This is a genomic window from Pantoea sp. E2023-21, assembly GCF_051302795.1.
Classification (GTDB): Bacteria; Pseudomonadota; Gammaproteobacteria; order Enterobacterales; family Enterobacteriaceae; genus Pantoea; species Pantoea ludwigii_A.
Map to the genome: position 1 here is coordinate 41,889 of NZ_CP195345.1, position 25,580 is coordinate 67,468.

22 protein-coding genes are annotated in these 25,580 nt (G+C 53.8%); 14 read left to right on the top strand and 8 right to left on the bottom strand.

All coding sequences use genetic code 11. The features are described 5' to 3' along the window. Positions 1-261: 261 nt before the first annotated feature. The 5 genes from ACRQ84_RS19240 (at position 262) to ACRQ84_RS19260 (ending at position 5,320) form a co-directional block, all read left to right on the top strand. Positions 262-1,191 carry a MurR/RpiR family transcriptional regulator gene (locus tag ACRQ84_RS19240; RefSeq protein ID WP_483818251.1) on the top strand — a complete coding sequence of 310 codons (930 nt, stop codon included), beginning with the start codon at positions 262-264 and terminating at the stop codon, positions 1,189-1,191. 148 nt (positions 1,192-1,339) lie between these two features. After that, positions 1,340-3,184, top strand: coding sequence for a 3D-(3,5/4)-trihydroxycyclohexane-1,2-dione acylhydrolase (decyclizing) (iolD, locus tag ACRQ84_RS19245; RefSeq protein ID WP_483818252.1), 1,845 nt, complete (start codon positions 1,340-1,342; stop codon positions 3,182-3,184). Positions 3,185-3,195: 11 nt separating this feature from the next. After that, positions 3,196-4,110 carry a myo-inosose-2 dehydratase gene (gene iolE / locus ACRQ84_RS19250; protein ID WP_483818253.1) on the top strand — a complete coding sequence of 305 codons (915 nt, stop codon included), beginning with the start codon at positions 3,196-3,198 and terminating at the stop codon, positions 4,108-4,110. Then, positions 4,110-4,919: an SDR family oxidoreductase gene (locus ACRQ84_RS19255; protein ID WP_483818531.1), complete on the top strand. Its 810-nt coding sequence runs from the start codon at positions 4,110-4,112 to the stop codon at positions 4,917-4,919. The genes iolE and ACRQ84_RS19255 overlap by 1 nt, the downstream gene beginning before the upstream one ends. 68 nt (positions 4,920-4,987) lie before the next feature. Next, a complete protein-coding gene (locus ACRQ84_RS19260; protein WP_483818254.1) occupies positions 4,988-5,320 on the top strand; it encodes a hypothetical protein in 333 nt (110 codons plus the stop codon). A gap of 10 nt (positions 5,321-5,330) precedes the next feature. On the opposite strand, the gene ACRQ84_RS19265 is transcribed toward ACRQ84_RS19260, so the two are convergent. Then, on the bottom strand, positions 5,331-6,779 hold the full coding sequence (locus ACRQ84_RS19265; RefSeq protein ID WP_483818255.1) for an amino acid permease: 1,449 nt from the start codon (positions 6,777-6,779) through the stop codon (positions 5,331-5,333). Positions 6,780-7,311: 532 nt separating this feature from the next. On the opposite strand from ACRQ84_RS19265, the gene ACRQ84_RS19270 reads away from it, so the two are divergent. Then, on the top strand, positions 7,312-8,586 hold the full coding sequence (locus ACRQ84_RS19270) for a Glu/Leu/Phe/Val family dehydrogenase (RefSeq protein WP_483818256.1): 1,275 nt from the start codon (positions 7,312-7,314) through the stop codon (positions 8,584-8,586). Between the two features lie 227 nt (positions 8,587-8,813). Here ACRQ84_RS19270 and ACRQ84_RS19275 read toward each other — a convergent pair whose 3' ends face one another. Then, positions 8,814-9,104 (bottom strand): hypothetical protein, encoded by a 291-nt coding sequence (locus tag ACRQ84_RS19275; protein ID WP_483818257.1) that lies wholly within the window; start codon positions 9,102-9,104, stop codon positions 8,814-8,816. 900 nt (positions 9,105-10,004) lie between these two features. Here ACRQ84_RS19275 and ACRQ84_RS19280 point away from each other — a divergent pair. Both ACRQ84_RS19280 and ACRQ84_RS19285 read left to right on the top strand, forming a co-directional pair. Then, on the top strand, positions 10,005-10,247 hold the full coding sequence (locus ACRQ84_RS19280; protein ID WP_064739823.1) for a hypothetical protein: 243 nt from the start codon (positions 10,005-10,007) through the stop codon (positions 10,245-10,247). Between the two features lie 18 nt (positions 10,248-10,265). Next, a complete protein-coding gene (locus tag ACRQ84_RS19285) occupies positions 10,266-11,570 on the top strand; it encodes an MFS transporter (protein WP_483818258.1) in 1,305 nt (434 codons plus the stop codon). A gap of 27 nt (positions 11,571-11,597) precedes the next feature. Here the strand turns inward: ACRQ84_RS19285 and ACRQ84_RS19290 are convergent, their stop codons facing one another. From ACRQ84_RS19290 to ACRQ84_RS19310, 5 genes are all read right to left on the bottom strand, one after another. Further along, on the bottom strand, positions 11,598-12,254 hold the full coding sequence (locus ACRQ84_RS19290) for an NAD(P)H-binding protein (RefSeq protein ID WP_483818259.1): 657 nt from the start codon (positions 12,252-12,254) through the stop codon (positions 11,598-11,600). 55 nt (positions 12,255-12,309) lie between these two features. Continuing rightward, positions 12,310-13,014: a GNAT family N-acetyltransferase gene (locus ACRQ84_RS19295; protein WP_483818260.1), complete on the bottom strand. Its 705-nt coding sequence runs from the start codon at positions 13,012-13,014 to the stop codon at positions 12,310-12,312. Positions 13,015-13,291: 277 nt separating this feature from the next. After that, the gene (locus ACRQ84_RS19300) at positions 13,292-15,097 is read right to left on the bottom strand and encodes an ABC transporter ATP-binding protein (protein WP_483818261.1); all 1,806 of its coding nucleotides are present in this window, start codon (positions 15,095-15,097) and stop codon (positions 13,292-13,294) included. Further along, on the bottom strand, positions 15,094-16,536 hold the full coding sequence (locus ACRQ84_RS19305) for a M81 family metallopeptidase (protein ID WP_483818262.1): 1,443 nt from the start codon (positions 16,534-16,536) through the stop codon (positions 15,094-15,096). The genes ACRQ84_RS19300 and ACRQ84_RS19305 overlap by 4 nt, the downstream gene beginning before the upstream one ends. A gap of 11 nt (positions 16,537-16,547) precedes the next feature. Continuing rightward, positions 16,548-17,681: an ROK family protein gene (locus tag ACRQ84_RS19310; protein WP_483818263.1), complete on the bottom strand. Its 1,134-nt coding sequence runs from the start codon at positions 17,679-17,681 to the stop codon at positions 16,548-16,550. A gap of 304 nt (positions 17,682-17,985) precedes the next feature. Between ACRQ84_RS19310 and ACRQ84_RS19315 the strand changes: the two genes are divergently transcribed. The 5 genes from ACRQ84_RS19315 to ACRQ84_RS19335 all read left to right on the top strand — a co-directional run bounded on the left by ACRQ84_RS19315 (position 17,986) and on the right by ACRQ84_RS19335 (position 23,691). Then, complete coding sequence (locus ACRQ84_RS19315; protein ID WP_483818264.1) at positions 17,986-19,521, top strand: ABC transporter substrate-binding protein; 1,536 nt, start codon at positions 17,986-17,988, stop codon at positions 19,519-19,521. A gap of 18 nt (positions 19,522-19,539) precedes the next feature. Next, positions 19,540-20,460, top strand: coding sequence for an ABC transporter permease (locus ACRQ84_RS19320; RefSeq protein WP_483818265.1), 921 nt, complete (start codon positions 19,540-19,542; stop codon positions 20,458-20,460). Beyond that, complete coding sequence (locus ACRQ84_RS19325) at positions 20,460-21,326, top strand: ABC transporter permease (RefSeq protein ID WP_483818266.1); 867 nt, start codon at positions 20,460-20,462, stop codon at positions 21,324-21,326. The genes ACRQ84_RS19320 and ACRQ84_RS19325 overlap by 1 nt, the downstream gene beginning before the upstream one ends. Beyond that, positions 21,323-22,261: an ROK family protein gene (locus ACRQ84_RS19330; RefSeq protein ID WP_483818267.1), complete on the top strand. Its 939-nt coding sequence runs from the start codon at positions 21,323-21,325 to the stop codon at positions 22,259-22,261. Before ACRQ84_RS19325 ends, ACRQ84_RS19330 begins: the two co-directional genes overlap by 4 nt. A gap of 197 nt (positions 22,262-22,458) precedes the next feature. Continuing rightward, entirely contained in the window at positions 22,459-23,691 is a 1,233-nt protein-coding gene (locus tag ACRQ84_RS19335) for an MFS transporter (RefSeq protein ID WP_483818268.1), read from the top strand. Between the two features lie 109 nt (positions 23,692-23,800). Here ACRQ84_RS19335 and ACRQ84_RS19340 read toward each other — a convergent pair whose 3' ends face one another. Continuing rightward, the gene (locus tag ACRQ84_RS19340; RefSeq protein WP_483818269.1) at positions 23,801-24,676 is read right to left on the bottom strand and encodes a LysR family transcriptional regulator; all 876 of its coding nucleotides are present in this window, start codon (positions 24,674-24,676) and stop codon (positions 23,801-23,803) included. A 123-nt stretch (positions 24,677-24,799) separates the two neighbouring features. Here ACRQ84_RS19340 and ACRQ84_RS19345 point away from each other — a divergent pair, with 123 nt between their 5' ends. Then, positions 24,800-25,525, top strand: coding sequence for a pirin family protein (locus ACRQ84_RS19345; RefSeq protein WP_483818270.1), 726 nt, complete (start codon positions 24,800-24,802; stop codon positions 25,523-25,525). The last annotated feature ends 55 nt before the right edge of the window (positions 25,526-25,580 follow it).

Consider the following 25,580-nt stretch of genomic DNA (forward strand, 5'->3'; position numbering starts at 1 on the left):
CAATGGCAGGCGTGAGGTTAAATTGAGGTTTTAGTTTAAATTATCTATATAAATCAGAATATAAAGTCGGTTTGATTTCTTCGAAAAAGGTGTTTCAATCAGACTAAAAGTGAATTCTTCGAACCTAATCACAAATATCACGCAGAGCTTTTCCCTGTTGGCAGCGAATGCGTTAGAACTAATTGCATTAAGATTTTACTTGCAATTTTTATTGCGGTAGCGTGCTGGCGAGATGGGCTGTACGCCGAAAAGGAATGATGGATGAGCAAGATTGAGAAGATGCAGACCACGCTGCCGCATGAAAATTACGAGCAAATTGTGGATGAGATTACTAAACGCTATGCGCAGCTGTCGGTGCGGCATCAGCAGGCGGCGCGTTATGTGACGCAAAATCCGAACACGGTGGCGCTGGAATCGATTAACGCTGTAGCCGCGAAATGTGGTCTGCACCCCTCGGTGCTGGTGCGTTTTGCGCAGGTGTTTGGCTATAGCGGTTTCAAACAGATGCAGAGCGTATTTCAGACCCGACTCGCCACGGCGGCACCGGGTTACAACGAGCGCATCACCGCCCTGGAGAATGATCTACGTAAGAATGAGCAGAAGGGCAGCCTCGGCTTTTTGCAAAGCCTGGTGATACGGGACATTGCTACGCTGCAGGAGCTGCTGAGCAACGTAGCGGAAAGCGATCTCGATGCGACCGCGGGGTATCTGAAGGAGGCGGAAACTATCTATATCGCCGGTCAGTTGCGCTCCGAGCCGATTGCATTATTGCTGCGTTATATGCTCACCATGCTGAACCGCCGGGTGATCCTGCTAGATTCCGCCGGCGGGCTGGCGCCGGAAATGGCTAACAATATGCGTGAAAGTGACGTGCTTATCGCCATCGCGTTTCGCCATTATGCCAAAGAGGTGATCGCCATTGCCGACCATGCCAGCGCGCGCACCATTCCGGTCATCGCCATTAGCGATGGGCCGCTATCACCGTTAGCTAAAAGCGCCAGCGTGCTGTTCAACATTCCGGAAGAGGAGTACAGCTTTTCGCGATCGCTGGCCGCGCCGGTTTGTCTGGCGCAAAGCATCGCCATGGCGCTGGCAGCAGTATTGCAGCCGGAAGTCGCGCAGCCGCGCATCGAAACCATTACTGAACGTGAGAAGCGCACAGAATCACAGCGTAAACGCAACCGCGCATAATTGAATTAACGGGCTCCCGCTCGCAGTAGAGTGGGAGTTTTGTCGCCTGAAGTTGCAACTTATATTGCGGTTATTTGTTTTTAGCAACTTAAGTTGTGAAATATAACACCATGCTGCACAGCAGCATCTCTGAAAAGTGAGTAAGGATATGGCTACGATTCGTTGCACGACGGCTCAGGCGATAGTTCGCTATCTGAGCAATCAGTTTACCGAGGTGGATGGCAAACGCGTGCCGCTGTTTCCGGGCGTGTATGGCATTTTTGGCCACGGTAATGTCACTTGCCTGGGCGAAGCGCTAGAAGAGGCGCAAAATGTATTACCCACCTGGCGCGGGCAGAATGAGCAGTCGATGGCGTTTGCCGCCGTGGGATTTGCCAAGGCGATGGTGCGACGTCAAATCATGGTAGTTACCGCCTCGATTGGTCCTGGCACCACCAATCTGCTCACCGCTGCGGGCGTAGCACATACCAGTCGTCTGCCGCTTTTAATGATCTGCGGTGATAGCTTTGCCCGTCGCCATCCCGATCCGGTAATGCAGCAGGTCGAGCATTTCAACGATCCGACCCAAACGGTGAATGATGCCTTTAAAGCGGTGTCGCGCTACTGGGATCGAATTACCTATCCTGAACAGATCCTCTCCTCTCTGCCACAAGCCGTGGCAACCCTGCTCGATCCCGGCGACTGTGGCCCAGCCTTTATTGGCGTATGCCAGGACGTGCAGGAGATGGCGTGGGATTACCCAGAAGAGTTCTTTGCTCCGCGTTTGCATCTGATACCACGTCCACGTCCCGATCGCCAACTGCTGGCACGCGCTGCTGAGTGCCTGAGACAGGCTAAACGTCCGCTGATTATTTCTGGTGGCGGCGTGCGCTATTCGCAGGCTGAAGCAGAACTGGCGCAGTTTGCCCTGGCGCATGGCATCCCGGTGGTGGAAACCATCGCCGGAAAGGGCGCGTTTACCCACGATGACCCCATTCATTGCGGGCCGATTGGCATTCTCGGTTCAACCTCGGCCAATGCGCTGGCCGCCGAGGCAGATGTGGTGACTGCGGTGGGGACGCGTTTGATGGATTTCGTCACCGGTTCATGGACGGTATTCGATCATAAAGCTCAATTTATTGCGCTCAACGCCGCGCGCTTTGATGCGCACAAGCATCTGGCCATCCCGCTGGAGTGTGATGCCCGTGAAGGCATTAGCGAACTGCACACGGCGCTCGGCAGCTGGAAAGCAGCCGATAGCTGGCTGGAAAAAGGTCGCCGGGCGTTTGCCAAATGGAACGAACTGATTGCGGCGCGGCAGGAACGCACGGTATCGGAGGGCGATCCCACCTACGCGCAGGTGATTGGCGTAGTGAATGCAGCGGCGGCGGCAGAAGATTACATCATCAGCGCGGCGGGCGGACTGCCCGGTGAACTGGTGAAAGGTTGGCGGGTGAAGAATCCAGGCACGTTTGATTGCGAATTTGGCTTCTCCTGCATGGGCTATGAACTCTCCGCTGGCTGGGGCGTGGCGATGGCTGAGCAGGAGCGCGACGTGTTCGTGATGATTGGTGACGGCACCTACATGATGATGAATTCAGATATCTACTCCAGCGTTCTTTCGGGCCACAAATTCATTTTGCTGGTGTGCGATAACGGCGGCTATGCGGTGATCAACCGTCTGCAAAATGCCAAGGGCGGCGCCTCATTTAATAACCTGCTGAAGGATTGTCGGGTACAGGAGCCGTTTCACGTCGATTTCGTCGCTCATGCGCAATCCATGGGGGCACTGGCGCGCAAGGTCTCCTCGCTGGATGAGCTTGAGGAAGCGATCGGCTGGGCCAAAGGTAACGATCGCACCACGGTCATCTCCATCGATACTCATCCGTTTGACTGGACGCCGGGCGATGCCTGGTGGGATGTCGGCGTGCCGGAAGTCAGCGCACGAGACAGCGTTAACCAGGCGCGTGAAGAGCACGTTAAAGGTCGCCAGGCGCAGCGCGTCGGCATTTAATCAGGGAGTTTATGATGTTAAAAGCCAAACTGGGCATCGCGCCCATTGCCTGGTCGAACGATGACTTGCCGCAGTTGGGTGGGGATACGCCGCTCACGACCTGCTTGTCTGAAAGTCATCAGGCGGGATTTCAGGGTGTTGAAACCGGCGGTAAGTTTCCCAAAACTGCTGACGCGCTAAAGCCGCTACTGCAAGAGTATCAGCTGGATTTGGTGTCAGGCTGGTACTCCGGCACCTTGCTGGACAACAGCGTGGAGGAGGAGATCAAAAAATCACTGCCGCAAATGCAGCTGTTTCGTGATTGCGGCGCGGCTTGCCTGGTATATGGCGAAACGGCCGGCACCATCCAAAATCAGCAACATGTGCCACTGGCGAAGCGCTGTCGTCTTACTGATGAGCAGATGCGCGAGTACGGCGAAAAACTGATCCAGTTTGCAGCGTTTTGCCAGGACTACGGCGTGCCGCTGGCTTTCCATCATCACATGGGAACCGCCATTGAGGATGAACATGATATTGACCGCTTGATGGCCGTCACCACGCCAGAGGTTGGGCTACTGTTTGACGCCGGTCACCTGGTGTTTGCAGGCGTCGATCCACTGCGAATTCTGGAAAAACATGGCGATCGCATCATTCACGTACATACCAAAGACGTGCGCGAAGAGGTCCTGCGCACCTTAGATCGACATCGCGATTCCTTCCTTGATGCCGTGCTGCAAGGGATTTTTACCGTCCCCGGCGATGGCATGATCGATTTCAGTGCCATTGTTAATAAGTTGGCGCAAATCGGCTATCAGGGCTGGTTTGTGGTGGAAGCAGAGCAAGACCCAGCGAAAGCACCGCCGCTGGAATACGCGCTTATTGGTTATAAAACACTTCGTTCTGCGCTCGACGCAGCCGGTTATTCAGTCATTTCAGGAGCAATATGATGAACCAGTTAACAGGTAAAGTGGCCGTGGTTACCGGTGGTACGCAAGGCGTGGGCGCAGCGATTGCGCGTCAGTTTACGCAGTTGGGCGCTAGCGCAGTGGTGATTTGTGGCCGGAATCAGGAGAAAGGGACCAAGGTTGCCGAGCGTTTAAACGGAGAAAGTGAAACCAAAGTGGATTTCGTGCGTGCGGATTTATCTAACGTAGAGGATTGCCGTCACGTCATCGCCACCTCAGATAAACTGCATGGTCGCGTCGATATTTTGGTTAATGCCGGCGGCATGAGCGATCGCGGTACTATCTTAGATACCGATCCCGAACTCTTCGACCGCATCTTCGCCACCAACGTTCGTGGCCCGTTCTTCCTGATGCAGGAAGCCATCAAGCTGATGCGCCGCGATAACATTGCGGGCAGCATCGTGAATATCTGTTCGATGTCATCGCTGGCGGGGCAACCGTTTATCGCCGCGTACTGCTCTTCCAAGGGCGCGCTGGCCACCCTGACACGCAACACCGCCTACGCCTTATTGCGTAACCGCATTCGTGTGAATGGCCTCAACATTGGCTGGATGGCATCGGAAGGCGAAGATCGCATCATGAAGCAATATCACAGCGCAGAGAATAACTGGCTGGAGAAAGCGGCAGCGTCTCAGCCGTTTGGCCGCCTGATCCAACCGGAAGAAGTGGCGCGCGCAGTGGCATTCCTCGCCAGCGAAGAGTCCGGATTGATGACCGGCTCAATGATTGAGTTCGATCAGTCAGTCTGGGGTGGCTACGATCAAGCTGCTGCACCTGCTTCCCCGCTTTAAGCGCTTTACTCAGCCTGTGAAAGCAGGCTGGTTCCTCATTTTTATCGACTCATAAAAGAGGATGCGACATGCATCTAAAACAACTCGATAGCATTGCTCTCTTTTACCATCAGCTGCTGCTTCAGGTTCGCTTTCTGAAATTCAGTAAGCGGCGAACACCAGAAGAGGAGAAAAAAGAGTTGCTGGTTCAGTGGCTGCTTAAAGAGAAAAAGTTGAAGACCTTTGGTGAAGAGTGTCGCCATGAGATCGCCTATATGATCCTCGAAATAGAGAGCAGCAGTCTCAGCGACTTTGAAAGTAAAGTGGAGCATCTTGAGACGAACTGTGCTGCTATTCGACTGGAGATGGAAATGAGTCAGGCGCTAAAGTGGGAAACGTCAGCAAAATCGGGTTATGGCTAAGATGTCTGCCTCAGGACGAGGCAGATTTGGCGTTCAACTCACCATTCAACGATCGGGCCCGCTTCTCCTTCATCTTCCAGCACAGCCACAGCGCAATAAACCACGCCGGTGAGGCCGCTAAAGCCGCAAGCGTATCGGGATCAAATATCATGATCACCACTGAGAACAGGAAGAACATCAGCGTCGCCCAGGCCATCATCCTGCCGCCGGGCATCTTAAATTTTGATTTTTGATGCAAATCAGGACGTTGCCTGCGGTACACCAGATAAGACACCAGAATCATTCCCCAGCAATAGATCACCAGAATGGCGGCCAGCGTGGAAACGATGGTGAACAGCGTTGATACATTTGGCACCAGGAACAGCAGCAAGGTACCGCTCAGCATACAGAAGCAGGAGAACAGCAAACTGCGCAGCGGAATGCGTGTGGTGCGTGACAGAATACGGAACTGCCAGTGGGCATGCTGCTCTACTGACAGGCCATACAACATGCGGGTGCTGGAGTAGACGCCGCTATTGGCGGACGACATTGCGGAAGTCAGCGCCACGAAATTAATGATCGCCGCCGCCGCGGGCAGTCCAGCCTTGGCAAACAAGGTGACAAACGGGCTGGTATCTGGCGATACACCTTGCCATGAGGTAACCGCAATAATCACCATCATCGAGAGCATATAGAAAATCACAATCCGCAGCGGCAAAGCGTTAATCGCGCGTGGCAAAATTTTCTCGGGATCGCGGGTTTCTGCGGTCATCGTGCCGAGTAGTTCAATTCCGGTATAAGAGAAAATAGCGATTTGGAAACCGGCAAGAAAACCGGTGATGCCGTGCGGCATAAACACCGCCGGATCGGTCAGGTTATGCACCGAAGCTTGTACGCCATCCGGTGAGGTCCAACCGGTAAACACCATCCATCCGCCGGTAATAATCAGCGCAATAATGGTAATCACTTTGATCAGTGCAAACCAGAATTCCGCCTCGCCAAAGGCTTTCACCGACAACATGTTAAACAAACACAAAATCCCCAGGGTGAACAACGCGGGTATCCACGCCGACATTTCCGGGAACCAATACTGCATATAGGCGCCACACACCACCACATCCGCGATGCAGGTCACTACCCAACTCAGCCAATATGACCAGCCGAGAAAAAAGCTGGCCTTAGGCCCGAGATAATCGCCGACGAAATCGGCAAATGAGCGATAGTCCAGTCGGCTAAGCAGCACTTCGCCCATCGCCCGCATCACCATATAGCTAAAGAAGCCAACCAGAATATAGATGATTAAAATCGAGGTTCCGGCCACCGCAATATTGCGTCCGGCACCCATGAATAGCCCGGTGCCGATGGATCCGCCTAAGGCGATCATCTGAATATGGCGTTCGCTGAGCCCTCGCTGCAGTTTTTGCGGGGCGTCGTTAGCCCGAGCAGGCTGAATCTGCTCTTGTGTAGGTTGGTTAGACACAATGATTCCTTCAGTCTGGCAAAAAGATGCAGGGTGATGCCTGCCCGCAAGCATCAATGGCAAATAAGGGTTTAATTATTTCTGCGCACGAAATAACGCAACGTCTCTCTTTAACCGTTAAAGAGGCTCGTTTAAATAGATGAAATAAAAGTAAAACTAATAAACGCCTACATCATGTTGGAGGTTTCCCGCTGAGTTTTACTTATCGTGGTTGCGTGAGTTAACAAAGTCAATGCGGAAAAATAACAGTTTATTCACTTTTTGATGACCATCAAAGAACTGAAAAATAGGAATAAAATCAAATTTTATGCAATTTAGTGAATATTACTTGCATGAATATGCGCTGTATGTGGGGTAAATTTAATGCTTAGTTATTCATTCATTAACGCATTTTTGTGTCGAAAAAGTTAAATCCTCCTTATTTGGCGTGATCCGGTTTTCTGAAAAGGTGTTAAATTACTTTCCGTCTAGTGCAATGCATTACCTTTCCACGTCTTTTCAATATAAATAACTCTGATCATACAGGCTTCTCATGGAAAAGTTATCTTACGCTTCTGAAAGCAGTACATCTCCCTGGACTACCTACCTGAGCCAAATTGACCGCGTTGCGCCTTACCTTGGTGAATTGTCTCGCTGGATAGAAACCCTGCGCCATCCTAAAAGAGCACTGATTGTCGACATTCCGGTGCAGATGGATGACGGCTCGATTCGCCACTTCGAAGGCTACCGCGTACAGCACAATCTCTCACGCGGACCGGGCAAAGGGGGCGTGCGTTACCATCCGGCAGTTGACCTGAACGAAGTGATGGCGCTCTCGGCCTGGATGACCATTAAGTGTGCGGCGGTCAACCTGCCCTACGGTGGCGCGAAGGGCGGGATTCGTGTCGATCCACATGCGTTGTCTGAAGGTGAACTGGAGCGATTAACGCGCCGCTACACCAGTGAAATCGGTTTGATTATTGGTCCACAGAAAGATATCCCAGCGCCGGATGTGGGCACCAACGGCAAAGTCATGGCGTGGATGATGGATACCTACTCCATGAACCATGGCACCACCATTACCGGTGTTGTCACCGGTAAACCGATTCATCTTGGTGGTTCGTTAGGGCGTGAGAAAGCGACGGGCCGTGGCGTATTTATTACCGGTCGTGAAGTGGCAGAACGTTCTAACATCACCATTGAAGGGGCGCGCGTAGCGCTGCAGGGCTTTGGTAATGTGGGGAGCGAGGCAGCACGTCTCTTCGCCGAAGCCGGGGCGCGCGTGGTGGTGATTCAGGATCACACGGCTACCTTACTCAACGAGGGCGGCATCGATTTAGCCGCGCTGAGTGCATGGCAGATCGAGCATAAACAGATTGCTGGTTTCCCTGGTGCGCGTGAGATCGACAGAGAACAGTTCTGGACCACCGAGATGGATATTCTGATCCCGGCAGCACTTGAGGGACAAATTACCCGCGAGCGCGCAGAGATCATCAGTGCCAAACTGGTGCTGGAAGGGGCTAACGGCCCCACCTACCCCGATGCCGATGATGTGCTGGCCAATCGTGGCGTGCAGGTGGTGCCGGACGTCATTTGTAATGCCGGCGGGGTAACGGTGAGTTACTTCGAATGGGTGCAGGATATGGCGAGTTTCTTCTGGAGCGAAGATGAGATTAACAAGCGTATGGACCGCATCATGACGGAGGCGATGGTTCACGTTTGGGACAAAGCGGCAGATAAACGCTGCTCATTGCGTACAGCTGCCTATATCGTTGCCTGCGAACGTATTTTGCTGGCGCGTAAAGATCGCGGTATTTATCCTGGCTGATTTATTTTGCCTGATACTCTGTCTCACTAAACCGGAAGTGATGCCATTTCCGGTTTAGCTTTTTCGCTGAGTTCTTTATCTGTAAATAAATATGCCCGAAAAATATCATTATTCGGCTTCGCTTTATTGGCGTGCGTCCGTGAGATTAATGCGCGAATAAAAATTAAGTTATTTTAAGTTGTTACATAAACGCCATCGCGGCCGCGAGAGGGCGTTTATCCTGTCGTTCATGCGAGGTTCACGCCGCGCAGCCCTGACCAGCAGCGTGCGCTAGATTGGGTAATCATTACCGAAGGATCTTCGCTGAATTCACTCACCAATGTAACCACTCTGTCGGTTAAACTTCTTATATTTTCATTACCTTCATACACATACTCATTCGTCGGTAAAACATAAGCATACCCTTTTTCGCACACTAAGCTGCGCGCAAAGCCATTCTCAAGCATCGCATACAGCAGTTCAATTTGCGTGCCAGCGTTAGGTTCTTTCAATTCAATGCGGATTGTATAACTGAGCATAATATTATCTCCGATACGTTTTAAAATTTAAGTTTACTTAAGTTTAATTGATCGGAAATAGAAAGCGTGTTTTTAAGAGTAATCTTAGAGGTGGCTTATAGATTACAATAAGGATTAATAGTAATTATTGGCCCTATTAAGCGTAGCGGTGTGAAGGTGTTAAATAATAGAATATTTTATTATCTCCTTATTGCGTTCGGCTTAAATAAGTTTTCTTTTAATTTAATGTGCTCAGCGCCATGCAGGCTATAATTAATTTAAGGCTCATTTTGAGCTGGTTGCTAAAAATGTATATAGAGTATCCGCAACGGGCGACTTTAAAAAGTTTTATTGATTGTTATTTATCTCGGCCCATGAGGAGTAGCGGATGAAATTCACCATAACGGATTTTTACGTTTTTAGTCAGGAGGATACAGAAGGTTGCTGCAACTTGCATCGCGATAGCTGCCGTCTGGCGCCCGCCTATGATAATCGTGTATTCATGGGGTCGTTTTATTCTCCCGAACATGCATGGCAATATTTCCACACTCATCATCCCAACAGCCGAGCGGTATTTTGCCTGTTATGCATGAAAGAATAGTGGGAGAAACCTTTTTGCCTAAAAAATAGCTGAAGACGTTTTTTTAACTGAAGCGCGCAGGCCCGATACTGACTTTTTTAGCAGTGAGGACTTCCTTGCCAAGACTCAACCCACCCTCAATATCAGGGAGGTAAGCCATTTAGGCTGCCTGGTACCTCACCCATTTCATCTCCTGCCGACCTCAAACCTCTTTACCGCCTGCGGGGATTGATGGCACCTCAGGCTGCCGCAGTTCACAATCATTACGCCATTTATGTGCAGATACCATTCTTCTAAGGTAGTTTATTCCTTTATTAATCATCACTGATCAGGAGCGTCTGATGCCGCACTACCTTTTTTTTGCGAAGGATAAGCAGATAGCTGTTTTGGAATCTTCAGATAAAAGCGGCACGTTGCAGCTTATTACGCAGGGATTTGAAAAGCAGTATGAGGAGATTGATGCTGTGGATGCGGAGCGCGCACTCGCGCGATTTGCCGATATTCGCAGCGAAGAGGTGAAAACAGCACAGGCTTTTGTAACCGGCTCGGCGTTCAGCGCTATTTTGACTGCATTTTTCAAATAGTCGACAGGAGGAAAAGTAATGCCGAAGCCTCATATTACAAACGATGCACAAAAGCGCGCATTAATCGCCGGCTCAGTGGGCAATTTCATTGAATGGTACGAGTTTGCGGTTTATGGCTTTCTCGCCACGGTTATCGCGCAGAATTTCTTTCGCCTGCAGGGTGAAGCCGAACTGACCGGCATTATTCTGACTTACGCCTCGTTCGCCATCGCCTTTTTCTTCCGGCCGCTGGGCGCCATATTTTTCGGCCGCATGGGGGATCGTATTGGGCGTAAGCCCACGCTGATTTTTGTCTTGATCATGATGACGCTGGTCACGACAGCGATCGGCGTCATTCCTACATATGCCAGTATTGGCGTGGCGGCACCGCTGATCATTACCGCACTGCGTATTCTGCAAGGCTTATTTGCCGGGGGTGAATACGGCGGTGCGGTGTCTTTGATGACGGAGTTCGCGCCTAAAGGCCAGCGCGGACGATATGGTGCCTGGCAATCATTCACCGTCGCATTGGGTCTGCTGGCTGGTGCCGGGATTGTCGCATTGCTATCGGCGGTGTTGAGTGTGGAGGAGATGCACAGTTGGGGTTGGCGCATACCTTTCTTCCTCGCGTTGCCGATGGGGATTGTGGCGCTGTGGCTGCGTTATAGCATGGAAGAAACGCCCAGCTTTGTGCGTCAGCAGCAAGCTAAAAAAGAGCAACAGCCTGCGGCGGTCAGCGCCAGTTTTGCTGCGACGCTCAGGATTATTTTGCTGGCAATCAGCCGCGTGATGGTGTGGTCTGCGGCGGGCTATACCTATCTGGTGATCATGCCAACCTATCTGCAATCTTCCCTGCACACTGGCTTTAATCAGGCGCTGTTGATTGCGGTGATCTCTAACCTCGGTTTTGCAGCAACCATCATTCCGGCGGGCATTCTCAGTGACAAAATTGGCCGCCGCAGCGTAATGGTTTTCGCGGCATGCCTGTTGCTGGTGCTGGCATTACCGTTACTGAAAGTACTTCAGGCAGAATCCTCAACGCTATTAATTAAGGCGCTGGTGGTGTTTGTCGCCGGCGGAATTGTGGGATTGCTGGCAGGGCCGGGCCCGGCAATGTTATCGGAAATGTTCCCCACGCGCGTACGCTATACCGGGTTGGGTCTGGCGTATTCTTTATCCAACGCCATTTTCTCCGGTTGCGCAGGGCTTATCATTACGTCTCTGATTAAGCAGACCGGAAATCTGGATATCCCGGCCTGGTATATCATCGTCACTGCGGCGATAAGTATTCCAGCGCTGATGACGCTCAATAGGAAAGATCATTTACGATCTATCGATGAGTAGGCACGTTTAACGGCTTGATGGCAGTCTTCAACGTGCCATCTGTTTTATCGCGTCCTGCACCGGTACGTCTCCGCCCGTCAGTTCAATGATGACGCGGCTGACGCCGGGTTGTTCGATGATTTCAGCCAGCGTCGCCGCCACGTCATCACGAGTGATATCGCCATACGGGATCGCCAAACCAGCACGTACCTGGCCTTGGCCTTTTTCGTCCGTCAGGGTACCCGGGCGCAGTATCACCCAATCCAGATCGCTTTCCGCCAGTGCGACGTCTGCGGCTTTTTTCACGCGCATGTAGTTTTCGAAGGTGGTGGAGAGGTTTTTCGCTCGGCCAGCTTCCGGGAATGCGGAGACCAACAGGAAACGCGAGATGCCCGCCTGCTGTGCCGCAGCAACCGCGGTTTTTAATCCTTCGCCATCAATGGCGTTCGTCATCTCTTCACCGCCTTTACCACCGGCACCAGCGGAAAAAACCACCACATCGCTGCCCGCCATCAAAGCGGCAAGGGATTTTGCATCCAGCGCGGTTAAATCGCCATTAACGGGCGCAGCGCCCAGTTGACGCAACAGCTGCTCTTGCTCTGCTTTACGAAATAGCGGGCGCGCAGTGTGCCCATTTTTTACCAGCAGTGATGCCAGACGACGGCCAATATTGCCTGCGCCGCCAATGATAAATACATTGGACATAAGTACCTCTTAAATTGCGGACAGAGAAGCTAAAAGCTTGTCAGTATAGTCAACGTCATTCCGCTGGAAAAAAGCTACGCAGTTTTTGCTGTTCGCAGCCGCGATCATCCATATTCTCCGCTGCCAGCCAATGCGTGAATGCCTGGCGAACAGGCGGCCATTCGCGATCAATGATCGACAACCAATCGGTATCGCGATTACGCTGTTTGCGCGTCATGGCCTGACGGAAGCGGCCTTCGAAGGTGAAGCCAATGCGCTCTGCCGCTCGTCGTGAAGCGAGATTAAGAGAATCGCAACGCCAGGCAACGCGGCGATAACCTAGCGCGAAGGCCTGCTGTAACAACAGATATAACGCCTCGCTACCCAACACGTTGCGCTGCATCAGCGGCGACCAGGTGACATGGCCAATCTCAATTGCACCGTTCTGCACGTCAATGTTGGCGAAGCAGACTGCACCCACTGCTTGTTGGTTAACGTGATCGATCACCGCATAACTGACCAATCCACTGTCGCTTAGTTTGTTAATGATCCAGTCGGTCATCGCGGCTAACGATCGCGGCTGCGATGCGCCCAGCCAGGTCCAGTCACGCTCGTCGGGTGCCAGTGAAAAGGCGGCAAATAACGCTTCGCTATGAGCAACTTGCAACGGGGCTAACTGGCAAAAACGCCCTGCGAGGATATCGGCAGGTGGAAAAGTGGCTGGCTGCCAGTCAGCTAAGTCAAAACCAACCGGCTGACCATACTGATTGTATTGTGTCACTTGATCTCCGTTTCGTTGGGTTGAAGACGCGCGCCAGGCTTCATCATTCAGGCTGAGCAGACGACGCGCATGACTCAGCAGGATTTCACCGCCCGCCGATTGCTTTCAGGTGATTGAATCGAGGGCGGCCGATTAGCGCGCTTTGCTCAAAGACGGGCAATAAATCGCGTAATGCCGATCAGTCAAGCCCGGTATTAATTACCGTACATACCGTAGCGGCGCGATTTATCGCGCAATAAATTGCGCCACTACAGATTGTGCGCGTTATGAAGATGAGTCATTCCATCACCCAATGTCCATCACTGACCTCACGATAACGTCGCGTTTCGGGCACAAAGCCCAGCGCGCGCACCGGACTTTTTAGCTCGCTGATGTCCAGCTGGCGTTTCACATGACGGCGCGCCGGATCGGGAACAGGCACCGACGACAGTAATTTACGCGTGTAATCATGCTGCGGATTTTCAAAGATTGCCGCGCGCGGGCCGATTTCGACAATTTCTCCCAACAGCATCACCGCAACGCGATGGCTGATGCGTTCGACTACCGCCATGTCGTGCGAAATAAACAGATACGACAGCCCAAGGTTTTGTTGCAGGTCGAGCAGCAGATTGATGATTTGCGCTTTTACTGTGACGTCCAGCGCTGACACCGACTCATCGGCGATGATCATTTTAGGATCGAGCATCAGCGCACGGGCGATGCAGATGCGCTGGCGCTGGCCGCCCGAAAACTCGTGCGGATAGCGTTGCATCATGCTGGCAGATAAACCGACGCGCTCCATCAGTGATGCAGCTTTCGCGCGCGCCTCGGCTTTACTGCCTAAGCGATGTTGCAGAAAGGGTTCGGTGAGCGCTTCCAGTATCGACATGCGCGGATTAAGGCTGGCGAACGGGTCCTGAAAAATCATCTGCATGGCGCGGCGCAACGTGCGTAACTCATGCGCAGACAAATTCAGCACATCGTAACCATCAAAGGCCACTTCGCCAGCGTCTGGCGTGACGAGGCGCGTCAGCGAACGTCCGGTGGTGGATTTACCGCAGCCGGATTCACCGACCAGCGACAAGGTTTCGCCCGGCATCAAATCAAACGAGATGTTTTCCACCGCATGAACCGCGCCCGTTTTGCGGCTGAACAGGCCTTCATGAATGCTGAAGCGGGTGCTGAGATTTTTCACCGACAGCAGCGGCTGACGCGGTGCGGATAGGCGGGGGGAATCAGGCGCCGCGCTATCATCGTTAAAAGAAAACTTTCGCGGCCCAGCAATGCCGCGCATTGCGCCTGGCTGTGACACGGTAGCAATGAGCGTGCGGGTGTAATCCGCGGCGGGCGCGGAGAAAATCGCTGCGGTGGTGCCGGTTTCCATCACATCACCTTGATACATTACCAGCGTGCGATCCGACACTTCGGCTACCACGCCCATATCGTGAGTGATAAACAGCACCGCAGTGCCTTCCTCTTCCTGCAACGTCTTAATCAGATCAAGAATTTGCCCCTGAATGGTGACGTCCAGCGCGGTGGTGGGTTCATCCGCAATCAGCAGTTTTGGCCGCAGCGCCAGCGCCATGGCAATCATCACGCGCTGCCGCATCCCGCCGGAAAAATGGTGCGGATAATCATTGAAGCGTTTAGCGGCATTGGGGATACGCACTTTTTCCAGCAGCCGAATGGTCTCTTCACGCGCGGCGCGTTTGCTGATTTTGCGGTGATTGATCAGCGCTTCAGCAATTTGATTACCGATGGTGAAGGAGGGATTCAGGCTGGTCATTGGCTCCTGAAAAATCATCGCCACCGCATTGCCGCGAATATCGCGCATGGCAGATTCGCTCAGCGTTAGCAGATCGACGCCGTTCAGCAGCACGTTGCCGCTGACGCGTGCGTGACGCATGTTGAGTAAGCGCATGATCGCCATCGACGTGACACTTTTACCCGAACCGGATTCGCCAACTATCGCTAGCGTTTCACCCGCATTAACGGTTAACGAGACGTTTTTCACCACATCGCGCCATTGATCGTCAACGCGAAAGGCCACCGTCAGATTTTCGATGCGCAGCACCGGTTCGACTGCTGAGGCGGCCGTGTTCATTTCACTACCACAAAGCGCGCCGACAGGCTGCAAACCGGCAGGAAAGTGAAGTCCTTATCAAATGGATAAGCAGGCTGTAATTTGCGGTTGCGCGTTAAGCGTTCCACATATTGATCGACCACACCTTCTGACAGCGCCATCAAATTAGGATTGGCCAGCGGCGCCAGTTCTGGCGACAAATACCCCGACTTCACCACCACAATTTTAGCCGCAGCAGGTTGCAGGCCAAGCAGGGCGAAATCGGCCAGGTTGTGATACGGACGACGACGATCGGCGACCACCAGCGTAATGCCGCCGGTTTGCAGCAGCGCTTGTTTTGCGAGGGAACGTGCATCGTCGCTGAGATGCTTCACGACAAATTCGGCCTGTACTTTACCGCCCGCCGGATCGAGCGACGCGCCAACGGTTAGCGTTAAGGTTGCGCCAACGCCGGCGGCAAAGGCCGCATCAGTGGCCGGTTTATCGGTAATGCCAGCAACGATAACCTCCTGAGCGTTCTGGCGAATCAGTTCTGCCAACACATCTGCACGATCGCCGACGCCGCCACCGGTGGGATTATCTCCCGAATCGGCCAGAATCACCGGTGCGGTTTCGCTGGCGATGGCCATCGCTACGCACTCTTCAATGCTGCCAGTCACGCAGCCAAAGCTAAATTCATCGCGCGCCTGCCAATACGCCAGTGCCAGTTTTGCGGCCTGTTCCGCCAGTACATCAGCATCGGTGCCGGTCATGATCGCGGCGGCGGTGGCGCGCGGTTCGTCAGCCCAGACGTAACCGACCATCAGTGAGGCATCCCAAATATGTTCTAGCGCATTAATGCCGGGCAAACGGGCATACAAACTTTTGGCGGGTTCATCTTCGGTGCTGGTGCGCTCACCGGGCAGCACCACCGGAATCGGTGCCCACACCACGCCAGGTTTAACGCCGGTTTGCAGACTTTTCACCAGCATCGATACCGAGCGGCGCATGGTCTCTTCCACATCAATGTGCGGCGCGGTGCGATAAGTCGAGAACATATCAATGGCATCAATGATGCGCTGTGTGACATTGCCGTGCAGATCGTAGCTTACGCTGATCGGGCAATCCGGGCCGACTAACGCGCGGGTAGCGCTGATCCAGTCGCCTTCGGCATCTTCCATGCCTTCGACATACACCGCGCCGTGCATGGCGAGATAAACGCCATCCACCGGCAACTGTGCCGCGAGGCGCGTCAGGAAATCCTGCTTAAAATCGTCGTAAGTGATGCGCGCCACTGGACCACCGGCAATGGCGCGCGCGTGGAAGGTGGGCAGAAATTCGGCATCATAATCCTGCAGGAAAGCAAAGTAGGGATTGGTGGTCAGTTCATCCCCGCGCACGATGCGAAAGTCGTCGGCATAATTCAGCACCGGATTGTAAGTACTGCACTCAGTATGAATTCCACCAAAAGCAATGCGCATAGCAGCCTCCGCTAGTCGGGTAAATGAATGATAAAACGATACGCCGCCACACTGGCTGCGGCTCTGGCCCAGCTCTCTTCGTTGATGACCATACTGGAGATCGGCGTTTTGCCGATAATCGACGGCAGCACATGGCTATCGATTGCCTGCATCACCACGGTTTTCAGCAATCCATCAAACGCATCGGGCTGATGCGCAATAACAATTAATTCGGGGTCATTCATCTGGATGATATTGGCGATCGATAAACCCAGCGCATGACCGGCCTGATGCAGAATGGCAATCGCTGCGCTGTTACCCTTCACCGCCAGCGCTTCCAGTTCGGCAATCGATTCAGTCTCCAGCGCTTTATCGCGCATGCTTTCGCGGATAGCGGTTAACGATGCCAGCGTATCGAGGCAGCCGCGCTTGCCGCAGCGACAGGGACGTCCGCCAGGCTCGATGGTGCAGTGGGCGATTTCACCGGCAGCGCCGTGTGCACCACGGTGCAGTTGGCCCTGAAAGAAGTGCGCCGAGCCAATGCCGTCACCGTGCGAAATCAGGGTAAAGTTGCGCGCTTTTTTGGCCACGCCGAAAATCTTCTCGCTGACCGCCAGCGCTTTGGCATCGTTTTCTAACGACACTTCCAGCCCGGTTTGCTGTTTCAGCAGTTCTGCCAGCGGCACGTTTTTCCAGCCCAGCAGGGCAGACTGTACGCAAATGGCTTGATTTTCATCGACAACCCCGGAAAGGGTTACGCCAAGGCCAATCAACTGATCTTGCGAAATCGATTTCTGTGCAATCAGGTCCGGGATCGCCGCCGCTATCATTTTTGCCAGCTGTGACGGGTCGAGGCTCAACGGCATGTGGGTGGCAGCCAGCGTATGGCCGTGCATATCAATCAGCACTAATACCACGCGTTCGCCGAGCAGCGAGGCACCGAGAAAATAGGCGCTGTCAGCTCGCATTTTTAATAACACCGATGGACGGCCCTGGCCGCTGGATTCAGGAATACTCTCTTCCAGCAATCCGGCCTGCAACATCTCTTTTACCAGCGTACTAATGGCGGCTTTGCTTAATTTCATTTTTTCCGCAATGGCGGTGCGGCTCATGCCATGCGACGCAATAAGCAAACGCAGAATTTGTTGCTGATGGGCATTGAGCATTAGGTTCTCACGGCGTTAGCACTAATGTGCTGACAATAATAAGGACGGAAAACAAATACAACGATATTTAGTTAAATTTCTGAATGCAGATCTAATTATAAGTAAATTATATGAACCAACCTATTGGCTTTTGTTCAGTGAGTGTGGCTTATATAGCGCAATGTTTATTAGCAAAGCGCTAGATATCGTCTCGTAGCCCGTACATTTCGTAGCGGCGCAGTAAATTGCGCTGCTACAAATTTTGCGTGGTGTTAAGGACGTTCATTCATTCACCGATCGTTTCAATGATTCATTGAGGGCCTTCATGGAAAGCAAACATAAGCATTTCAAGGTACTGACGCTGGCCGGCTGTTTATGGGCGTCGATGGCGAGCGCCTCCGTTTTTGCCAGCCAGCTGGTGATCATGCAGAACGAACCGCCGCGCAGCATGGATCCCGGTAACCAAACCGCCACCTTTACTGGCACGGTGCTGGACCCGATGTACGAAGGCCTGACGCGCCTCGGTGATGACGGCAAAATCATTCCGGCACTGGCATTATCCTGGACAGCCGATGAGAGCGGACTTAACTGGACTTTTACCCTGCGGCCAAATGTGAAATTCCACGACGGCACGCCCTTTAATGCCGATGCAGTAGTGGCAAACTTCCAGCGTCATTTAAATACGCAACGCGGTTTAGCCGGCAGCGGAAAAATTCGCACCTTTATTCAGGATGTGAAGAAAAAAGACGATCTTACTGTCACGTTTCAGCTGAAAAAAATTAATCCGGCCTTTTTAACTGTTTTAGCGTCCGGTCCGGGATTAATGGTCAGCCCGCAAGCGGATAAGGCAGGCAGCATTAACAATAAAGCCGACGGCACCGGACCTTATAAACTGGTGCAATACAAATCCGGCGAATATGTGCTTGAACAAAAGAATCCCGACTACTGGGGGAAATCGTCCGGTCCAGATGAAATTAAATGGACGTGGAGCAGTGAACCGTCGGTAATGAATATGGCGCTGCAATCGGGGCAGGTCGATATTATTAACCCGGTGCCGCCGCAGTTCGCGGGTATGTTAAAAAACAACGCCAACGTTAATCTCAAACAATCGCCAGGTGCCGCCGTATTCTGGGTAGACCTCAATACCCAAAGCAAAGCCCTGAGCGATGTGCGCGTGCGTCAGGCGCTCAATCTCGCCACCGACCAGCAGGCGTTGGTGAAAGCCATCATGTTTGGTTATGCACAACCGGCCAATTCGGCACTGGCACCGGTCGATCCCAACTACGACAAAAGTTTGCATGACTATCCGTATGATCTGCAAAAGGCCAAAGATCTGCTGAAAGCGGCGGGCTACGCCGACGGTTTCCCGATGTCGATTGCGGTACAGGCACCCGATGCGCGTACGGCGCAAGTGTTGCAGGGCATGTGGAGCAAAATCGGCGTGAAGCTCAACGTGCGGCAGATGGAGAGCGGCGTGTGGACTAAAGCGGCGTTTGCCGATGGCAAAGAGAAGGCCGCGCAGGGCACCGATGCGGTGCTGGCCTCCTGGTCTTCTGGTTTATATGGCTCGGATCTGCAGCTTCGCCCGCTCTATCACACCAGCAGCTTTGCGCCGGGCGGGGCGAATCTGGGCTTCTTTAGCGACAAGCAAACCGATGATCTGATCGACACCGCCGCATCCACCCTCGACGATGCTAAACGCAAAGATCTTTACTTCCAGGCGCAAAAGCAGATCAGCGGATTAGCGCCGCAAGTGCTGCTGTTCTATCAGGACGATCTCTATGCCGCCCGTAAGAATATTAGCGGCGTAGTTATGCAGCCGGGCGGACAAATCGTCGTGCGCGACGCGGTGAAGCAATAACCTCATGGCTGATGTGATATGAAAGCGTACGTCGCAAAAAAGGTGTTTTCGCTGCCGTTAATCATTTTCGGCGTGTCGATCATCGTGTTTATCGCCATCCGCGCGCTGCCGGGCGATCCCGCGCGCTTGATGGCGGGACCGGAAGCGCCGCAGGAAGCGGTGGACAGTATGCGCGTGCGGCTGGGGCTCGATCAGCCTTTGCCGCTGCAATATGTCAAATTCGCGGCTGAAGCCTTGCACGGCAATCTTGGCTTATCGTTGCAGTCGCAGCGTCCGGTGATGACGGAGATCAGCGAGCGGTTGCCCTACACCTTGTCGCTGGCGGCGCTGGCGTATCTGCTGGCGATTGCGATCGGTGTTCCGGCGGGCATGACCGGGGCGATCTATCGTCAGCGCATTCCGGATCAAATTGTGATGGTGCTGACCATTGCCGGTGCGTCGATCGCCAACTTCTGGCTGGCGCTGCTGGCAATGAATTACTTCGCCGTTGAGCTAGGCTGGTTACCGCTGCTGGGCGCGGATTCGTGGAAAAATTACATTATGCCGACCGTCACGCTAGCGATCTTGCCGATGGCAATGATTGCGCGCATGACGCGTTCCAGCATGTTGGATGTATTGAGCCAGGATTATATTCGCACCGCCAAAGCCAAGGGATTATCGTCCGCCAGCATTAACTGGAAGCACGCGCTGCGTAATGCGCTGATCCCGATTGTCACCATCGTAGCGCTCAACTTCGGCAGTCTGATTGGTGGCGCGGTGGTGACTGAATCGGTGTTCAACTGGCCGGGCATTGGGCGCTTACTGGTGGATTCTGTGCGCTACCGCGACTATCCGGTGATTCAGGGCGTTACGCTGGTAGCCGTTACGGGCGTGGTGTTGATGAATCTGCTGGGCGAAGTCCTGATTGGTTTGCTCAATCCAAAAATAAGGTTCGACTGATGAACAGCAATGAAACTTTCGTGCTGCCGCCGCGTTCGCGCAGCCGACACGTCGTGCGCATGCTGATCGCTAATCCGTCGATTGCTATTGGCGGCGCGCTGGTCATGCTGGTGGTGCTCGCCGCCGCGCTGGCCCCGCTGATTACACATTGGGATCCGGTGGAGCAGGATTTACTCAATACCTTGCAAGCACCGTCATCCGCACACTGGTTTGGCACCGATGATTATGGGCGCGACATTTTCTCGCGCGTGATTTACGGGGCGCGCATCTCGCTGTTTGAAGTGAGTCTCAGCGTAGCGATCTCGATGGTGATTGGCATTCCGCTCGGCATCATTTCGGGGTTAGCCGGCCGTAAAATTGATGCGCTAATCATGTGGGTGATGGATATCATCTTCGCTTTTCCCGGCATTGTACTGGCGATTTTGATTGTCAGCGTACTGGGCGAAGGGCTGATAAATATGCTGATCGCCATCTCGCTGTTCTCCATTCCGGTGTATGCACGCCTGAGCCGCAACTTAACGCTGGGCTTGAAGAATATGGAATACATCGAAGCGGCGCACATGCTGGGCGTACGCTATCCGCGCATCATCACGCACTACATTCTGCGCAACTCGATTGGTCCGCTGATTGTGCAATCAACGCTGACGGCGGGCGCGGTGGTGCTGTCTGCCGCCAGTCTGTCATTCCTCGGTTTAGGTGTGCAACCGCCGATGCCAGAGTGGGGCACCATGATGAGCGATGGGCGCAACTTTCTCGGCCTGAATATCTATGTGTCACTCTTTCCCGGATTGGCGATTTTGATTACCGTGCTGGGCTTCAATGTGCTGGGCGACGGTTTACGTGATGTGATGGACAAACGTTTATGAGTGAACAATCCGCGGTGATTTGCCTCGATCTGGGCGGCTCATTTATCAAGTTAGGCGTGATGAATGCGCAGGACGAATTAACGATACTCGATCAGCAAACAATACCGGCGAAAAGCTGGGGCGATTTCACCGCGCTGGTGAAGAGTATGATTGCCCAACATCAGTCACATTTTGCCGCCTGCAGCCCGGTGGCTATCTCCACCGCAGGCATTGTTGCCCCGGATTCCGGCGAAATGTTTGCCAGCAATATTCCCGCTTTTCATCAGCGCAGTCTGGCCAAAGAACTGGGTGCGATCCTGCAACGTAAGGTGATTGTACATAACGATGCAGACTGCTTCACGCTGGCCGAAGCGCTGGCGGGGGCGGGGAAAGGGCATAAAGTGGTGTTTGGCGCGATTCTTGGTTCGGGCGTTGGCGGCGGTTTGGTGGCGGATGGCCGTATCATCACCGGACAGAACGGTCTCACCGGCGAATGGGGGCATGGGCCGATCACGCTAACGGAAGTGGAGATCGAAGGCGTCACGCTGCGGCTGCCGCGCAAGGCGTGTCCGTGCGGCCAAAAAGGCTGTCTTGATAGCTACGGAGGTGCGCGCGGGCTGGAAAACCTGCATCAGACGTTGCATCACCGCCCGGCGAATAGCCTCGAAATAATCGAACGTTGGCAGCAGCAAGATGCGCAAGCGCAGCAAACCCTTCAGGCATGGCTGCAAATTGTCGGTCAGCCGCTGGCGTACAGCATCAATATCACTGGCGCTTCACGCGTGGCAGTCGGTGGCGGGCTGGCCTCGGTTGTTCCGCTGATTGATGCGTTAGATGAGGTGGTGCAAGGCTACGTGCTACGCCGCACCTCACATCGTTTAGTGGTGCCTGGCGAGTTCGCGCATCACGGCGGCATGATGGGCGCCGCGCTGCTGGCCCGGCAAAGTCAGGGATAATGTTACCCGGTGCGCATAAATGCGCACCCTACGACGTAGGGTCGCCCTTCATGGCGACCGATGCCTCAGCGTCACCCCAGCCATTAACACATAATTGCGCTATCATATGCCGCTTACTTAACTCAGTTGCGACGATGGTTGCTGTTTAATGCGTCCACGATCCTGACTGAGTTCTTCACTTGCGGTTCGGAAAACACATGTCATCAGTACAACCCCAACTCACTCAGCTGCCGGATGAGGCATCGCTGCCGCGTCAGAGCGTGCTGAAAGCTCTGTTCGCGCTCGGCACCGGCGGCTTTGCCATCGGTACTGGCGAATTCGTCATCATGGGCCTGCTGCCCGACGCAGCCAAAGGCCTTAACGTATCAATCCCTTCCGCTGGGCATCTCATCAGTATTTACGCGCTCGGTGTGGTACTGGGTGCGCCACTGCTTGCGGTGCTAGGCGCGCGTGCCTCACGTCGTAACTTCCTGATGACGCTGATGGGCCTGTTTGCCGCCGGTAATTTGTTAAGCGCCATTGCGCCAGGTTATTACTCAATGCTGCTAGCGCGATTTCTTGCCGGTTTCCCCCACGGCACCTTCTTTGGTGTGGCGGCGCTGGTCGCGGCAGGTTTGGTTGAGCGCCGCAAACGCGCGCAGGCGGTGTCGATGGTGCTGTTTGGCCTGACCATCGCCAACTTACTCGGCGTGCCTGCCGTTACCGCTATCGGCCAATGGTTTGGCTGGCGCGATGCCTTTGCCATTGTCGGCGGCCTGGCGCTGGTGACCTTGCTGTTAGTTTGGCTGTGGGTGCCGAACGTGGCGGGCGACAAACATGCCAGTCCGCTGCGCGAGCTGTCAGCCCTGACGCGTAAACAGGTGCTATTGACGCTGGCGATTGGCGCGGTGGGCAGCGGCGGATTGTTCTCAGTGTTTAGCTACGTCAAACCGACCATGACCGAACTGGCGCATATGCCGGTAAGCTGGATCCCGGCGGTGCTGGCGCTGTTTGGCTTGGGCATGATTATCGGTAATATCGCGGGGGGACGTCTGGCCGATCGCGGCATTGAAAAGACCATTCGCATTTTGCTGGTGTGGTCGTTCCTGGTGCTCAGCGCTTTCGTGTTTGCCGCGCACTATGCGCTGGCGGGTGCCATCAACATAATGCTGGTGGGCACCATGGTGGCGCTGGCAGCCGTGTTGCAAATCCGGTTGATGGATGTGGCCGGTGATGCGCAAACCATGGCGGCGGCGATGAACCACTCAGCGTTTAATCTGGCCAATGCGCTCGGCGCGTGGCTGGGCGGCGTCACCATATCGGCAGGTCTTGGATGGCAATCCACCGGATGGGTGGGGGCGATTCTGGCGGTATTTGGCCTGCTGATTCATGCCGTAGCGATGCGCGATGCCCGCCGCAAATCGATTACCTTTGCGCACGAGAGTCATTAAACCGTGGTGGTCGCCATTAATGGCGACCCTACGAATAGTGAAAGCGCATAAACGGCGATTCTGTGGTTTTAGGTTTTGTAGGGTGCGCATTCATGCGCACCTGGTCAAATCACGCCAATTTCTGCTGCAAAAACGCCATAAATACCCGATGAATTTCACTGCGCTGGCGATGCTGTGGGTAGAGCGCATTCAGATTCAGCGTTGCCGGTTGCCACTCTTCAAGCACGGTAATCAGCTCGCCACTGGCTAACGCCGGCGCCACAATAAACTCCGGCAACATAATCAACCCCAGCCCGGCAATCGCCGCATCGCGTAACATTTCCCCGTTATTACTGACCATCGGTCCCTGCACGCTGATCACTTTGCGTTGCTCGCCGTTAAACAATTCCCAGCCAGTCTGGCTTTCCCGTCCATAGCGCAGGCACAAATGGTCACTTAACTCTTCCGGCGTGCGCGGTGCGCCAGCACCCTGCAGATAGGCCGGGCTGGCACAGATGACACGGCGAAACTCGCCCAACCGCTTAGCGATCAAACTGGAATCGGGCAGCGTGCCAATGCGAATCGCCATATCAAAACCTTCGCCCACCATATCAACGTGACGGTCTGCCAGTTCGACCTGAAACTGCAAGCCCGGATGCAGGCTGAGAAACTCGGCAACAAACGGCGACAAATGACTGATGCCAAACGACATCGGTACGCTCAAACGAAAGCTGCCTTGCAGCACCTGACGACGACCGGATACTGCCAGCTCGGCTTCCTGCACATCATCCAGAATACGCTGAGCATGCTGCGCAAACAGCTGGCCATTATCGGTCACCGACAACTTCCGCGTGTTGCGATTCAGCAGCCGCGCGCCGAGTGACTCCTCCAGTGCGGCAATGCGGCGACTGACATATTGCTTAGACAGCAGCAGCTGTTCGGCGGCGGCGGTGAAGTTACCCGCTTTGATTACAGCTACATAGATACGGAGATCTTCAATCTGCATATTGTCCACTTATCGGTGACAGTCATTGTCATGATGACGCATTGTTAGGCAAATCAGTTTACGTATACTTATCTGCAACGGGAAGGGCAATCGCCCCCCAACAGCACATTTGAGGAGCAGACCATGATTGAACAACGCCTATCAGAACAACGCGGAGTGGGTGACCACGGTTGGTTGAATTCGCATCATACCTTCTCTTTCGCCAGTTACTGGGATCCCAAGCAGACCGGTTTCTCTGATTTGCTGGTGATCAATGATGACCGCGTTGCCGCGGGACGTGGATTTGGGGCGCACCCGCACAACAATATGGAAATCATCTCCTATGTGCTGGAAGGCGCGCTGGAGCATAAAGATTCAATGGGCACCGGTTCGGTGATTGTGCCGGGCGACGTACAGTTGATGAGCGCCGGTAGCGGCGTCACGCACAGCGAGTTTAACCACTCGAAAACGGATAAGGTCCACTTCCTGCAGATCTGGATTGTGCCCGGCGAACGTAACACGCAACCGGGTTATCAGCAGGTTTCCGTGCCAGAGAGTGACAAGCGTGGCCAGCTGCGTTTAATCATTTCGCCAAATGGCGATAACGGTTCACTGAGCGTGCATCAGGATATTCGTATTTATGCCGGACTGTTCGACGGTGTGGAGCAGCAGACCTTAACGCTGGATGCCGATCGCTACGCCTATATCCATGTGGCACGCGGCAGCATTGAAGTCAACGGTGTGGCGTTCAAAGAAGGTGACGGCGCCCGTGTTCGCAACGAAAGCGCGCTGCAGTTCGCTAATGGTAATGATGCGGAAGTGCTGGTGTTTGATTTGCGTCCACTGGAAGTGAATCATCCACAGCGTTAATGATTAAAAATAGTACAAAGAGCAGTGCGAGCCATCGCGCTGCTTTTTTTTATGC

What these genes read in the sequence shown, in the direction of transcription:
- ACRQ84_RS19335 (WP_483818268.1), top strand. Translation starts at nt 22,459, where the DNA reads ATGTCATCAGTACAACCCCAACTCACTCAGCTGCCGGATGAGGCATCG.
- ACRQ84_RS19315 (WP_483818264.1), top strand. Translation starts at nt 17,986, where the DNA reads ATGGAAAGCAAACATAAGCATTTCAAGGTACTGACGCTGGCCGGCTGT.
- ACRQ84_RS19325 (WP_483818266.1), top strand. Translation starts at nt 20,460, where the DNA reads ATGAACAGCAATGAAACTTTCGTGCTGCCGCCGCGTTCGCGCAGCCGA.
- iolE (WP_483818253.1), top strand. Translation starts at nt 3,196, where the DNA reads ATGATGTTAAAAGCCAAACTGGGCATCGCGCCCATTGCCTGGTCGAAC.
- ACRQ84_RS19340 (WP_483818269.1), bottom strand. Translation starts at nt 24,676, where the DNA reads ATGCAGATTGAAGATCTCCGTATCTATGTAGCTGTAATCAAAGCGGGT.
- ACRQ84_RS19280 (WP_064739823.1), top strand. Translation starts at nt 10,005, where the DNA reads ATGCCGCACTACCTTTTTTTTGCGAAGGATAAGCAGATAGCTGTTTTG.
- ACRQ84_RS19330 (WP_483818267.1), top strand. Translation starts at nt 21,323, where the DNA reads ATGAGTGAACAATCCGCGGTGATTTGCCTCGATCTGGGCGGCTCATTT.
- ACRQ84_RS19310 (WP_483818263.1), bottom strand. Translation starts at nt 17,681, where the DNA reads ATGCTCAATGCCCATCAGCAACAAATTCTGCGTTTGCTTATTGCGTCG.
- ACRQ84_RS19305 (WP_483818262.1), bottom strand. Translation starts at nt 16,536, where the DNA reads ATGCGCATTGCTTTTGGTGGAATTCATACTGAGTGCAGTACTTACAAT.
- ACRQ84_RS19290 (WP_483818259.1), bottom strand. Translation starts at nt 12,254, where the DNA reads ATGTCCAATGTATTTATCATTGGCGGCGCAGGCAATATTGGCCGTCGT.
- ACRQ84_RS19255 (WP_483818531.1), top strand. Translation starts at nt 4,110, where the DNA reads ATGAACCAGTTAACAGGTAAAGTGGCCGTGGTTACCGGTGGTACGCAA.
- ACRQ84_RS19320 (WP_483818265.1), top strand. Translation starts at nt 19,540, where the DNA reads ATGAAAGCGTACGTCGCAAAAAAGGTGTTTTCGCTGCCGTTAATCATT.
- iolD (WP_483818252.1), top strand. Translation starts at nt 1,340, where the DNA reads ATGGCTACGATTCGTTGCACGACGGCTCAGGCGATAGTTCGCTATCTG.
- ACRQ84_RS19240 (WP_483818251.1), top strand. Translation starts at nt 262, where the DNA reads ATGAGCAAGATTGAGAAGATGCAGACCACGCTGCCGCATGAAAATTAC.
- ACRQ84_RS19260 (WP_483818254.1), top strand. Translation starts at nt 4,988, where the DNA reads ATGCATCTAAAACAACTCGATAGCATTGCTCTCTTTTACCATCAGCTG.
- ACRQ84_RS19300 (WP_483818261.1), bottom strand. Translation starts at nt 15,097, where the DNA reads ATGAACACGGCCGCCTCAGCAGTCGAACCGGTGCTGCGCATCGAAAAT.
- ACRQ84_RS19285 (WP_483818258.1), top strand. Translation starts at nt 10,266, where the DNA reads ATGCCGAAGCCTCATATTACAAACGATGCACAAAAGCGCGCATTAATC.
- ACRQ84_RS19270 (WP_483818256.1), top strand. Translation starts at nt 7,312, where the DNA reads ATGGAAAAGTTATCTTACGCTTCTGAAAGCAGTACATCTCCCTGGACT.
- ACRQ84_RS19275 (WP_483818257.1), bottom strand. Translation starts at nt 9,104, where the DNA reads ATGCTCAGTTATACAATCCGCATTGAATTGAAAGAACCTAACGCTGGC.
- ACRQ84_RS19345 (WP_483818270.1), top strand. Translation starts at nt 24,800, where the DNA reads ATGATTGAACAACGCCTATCAGAACAACGCGGAGTGGGTGACCACGGT.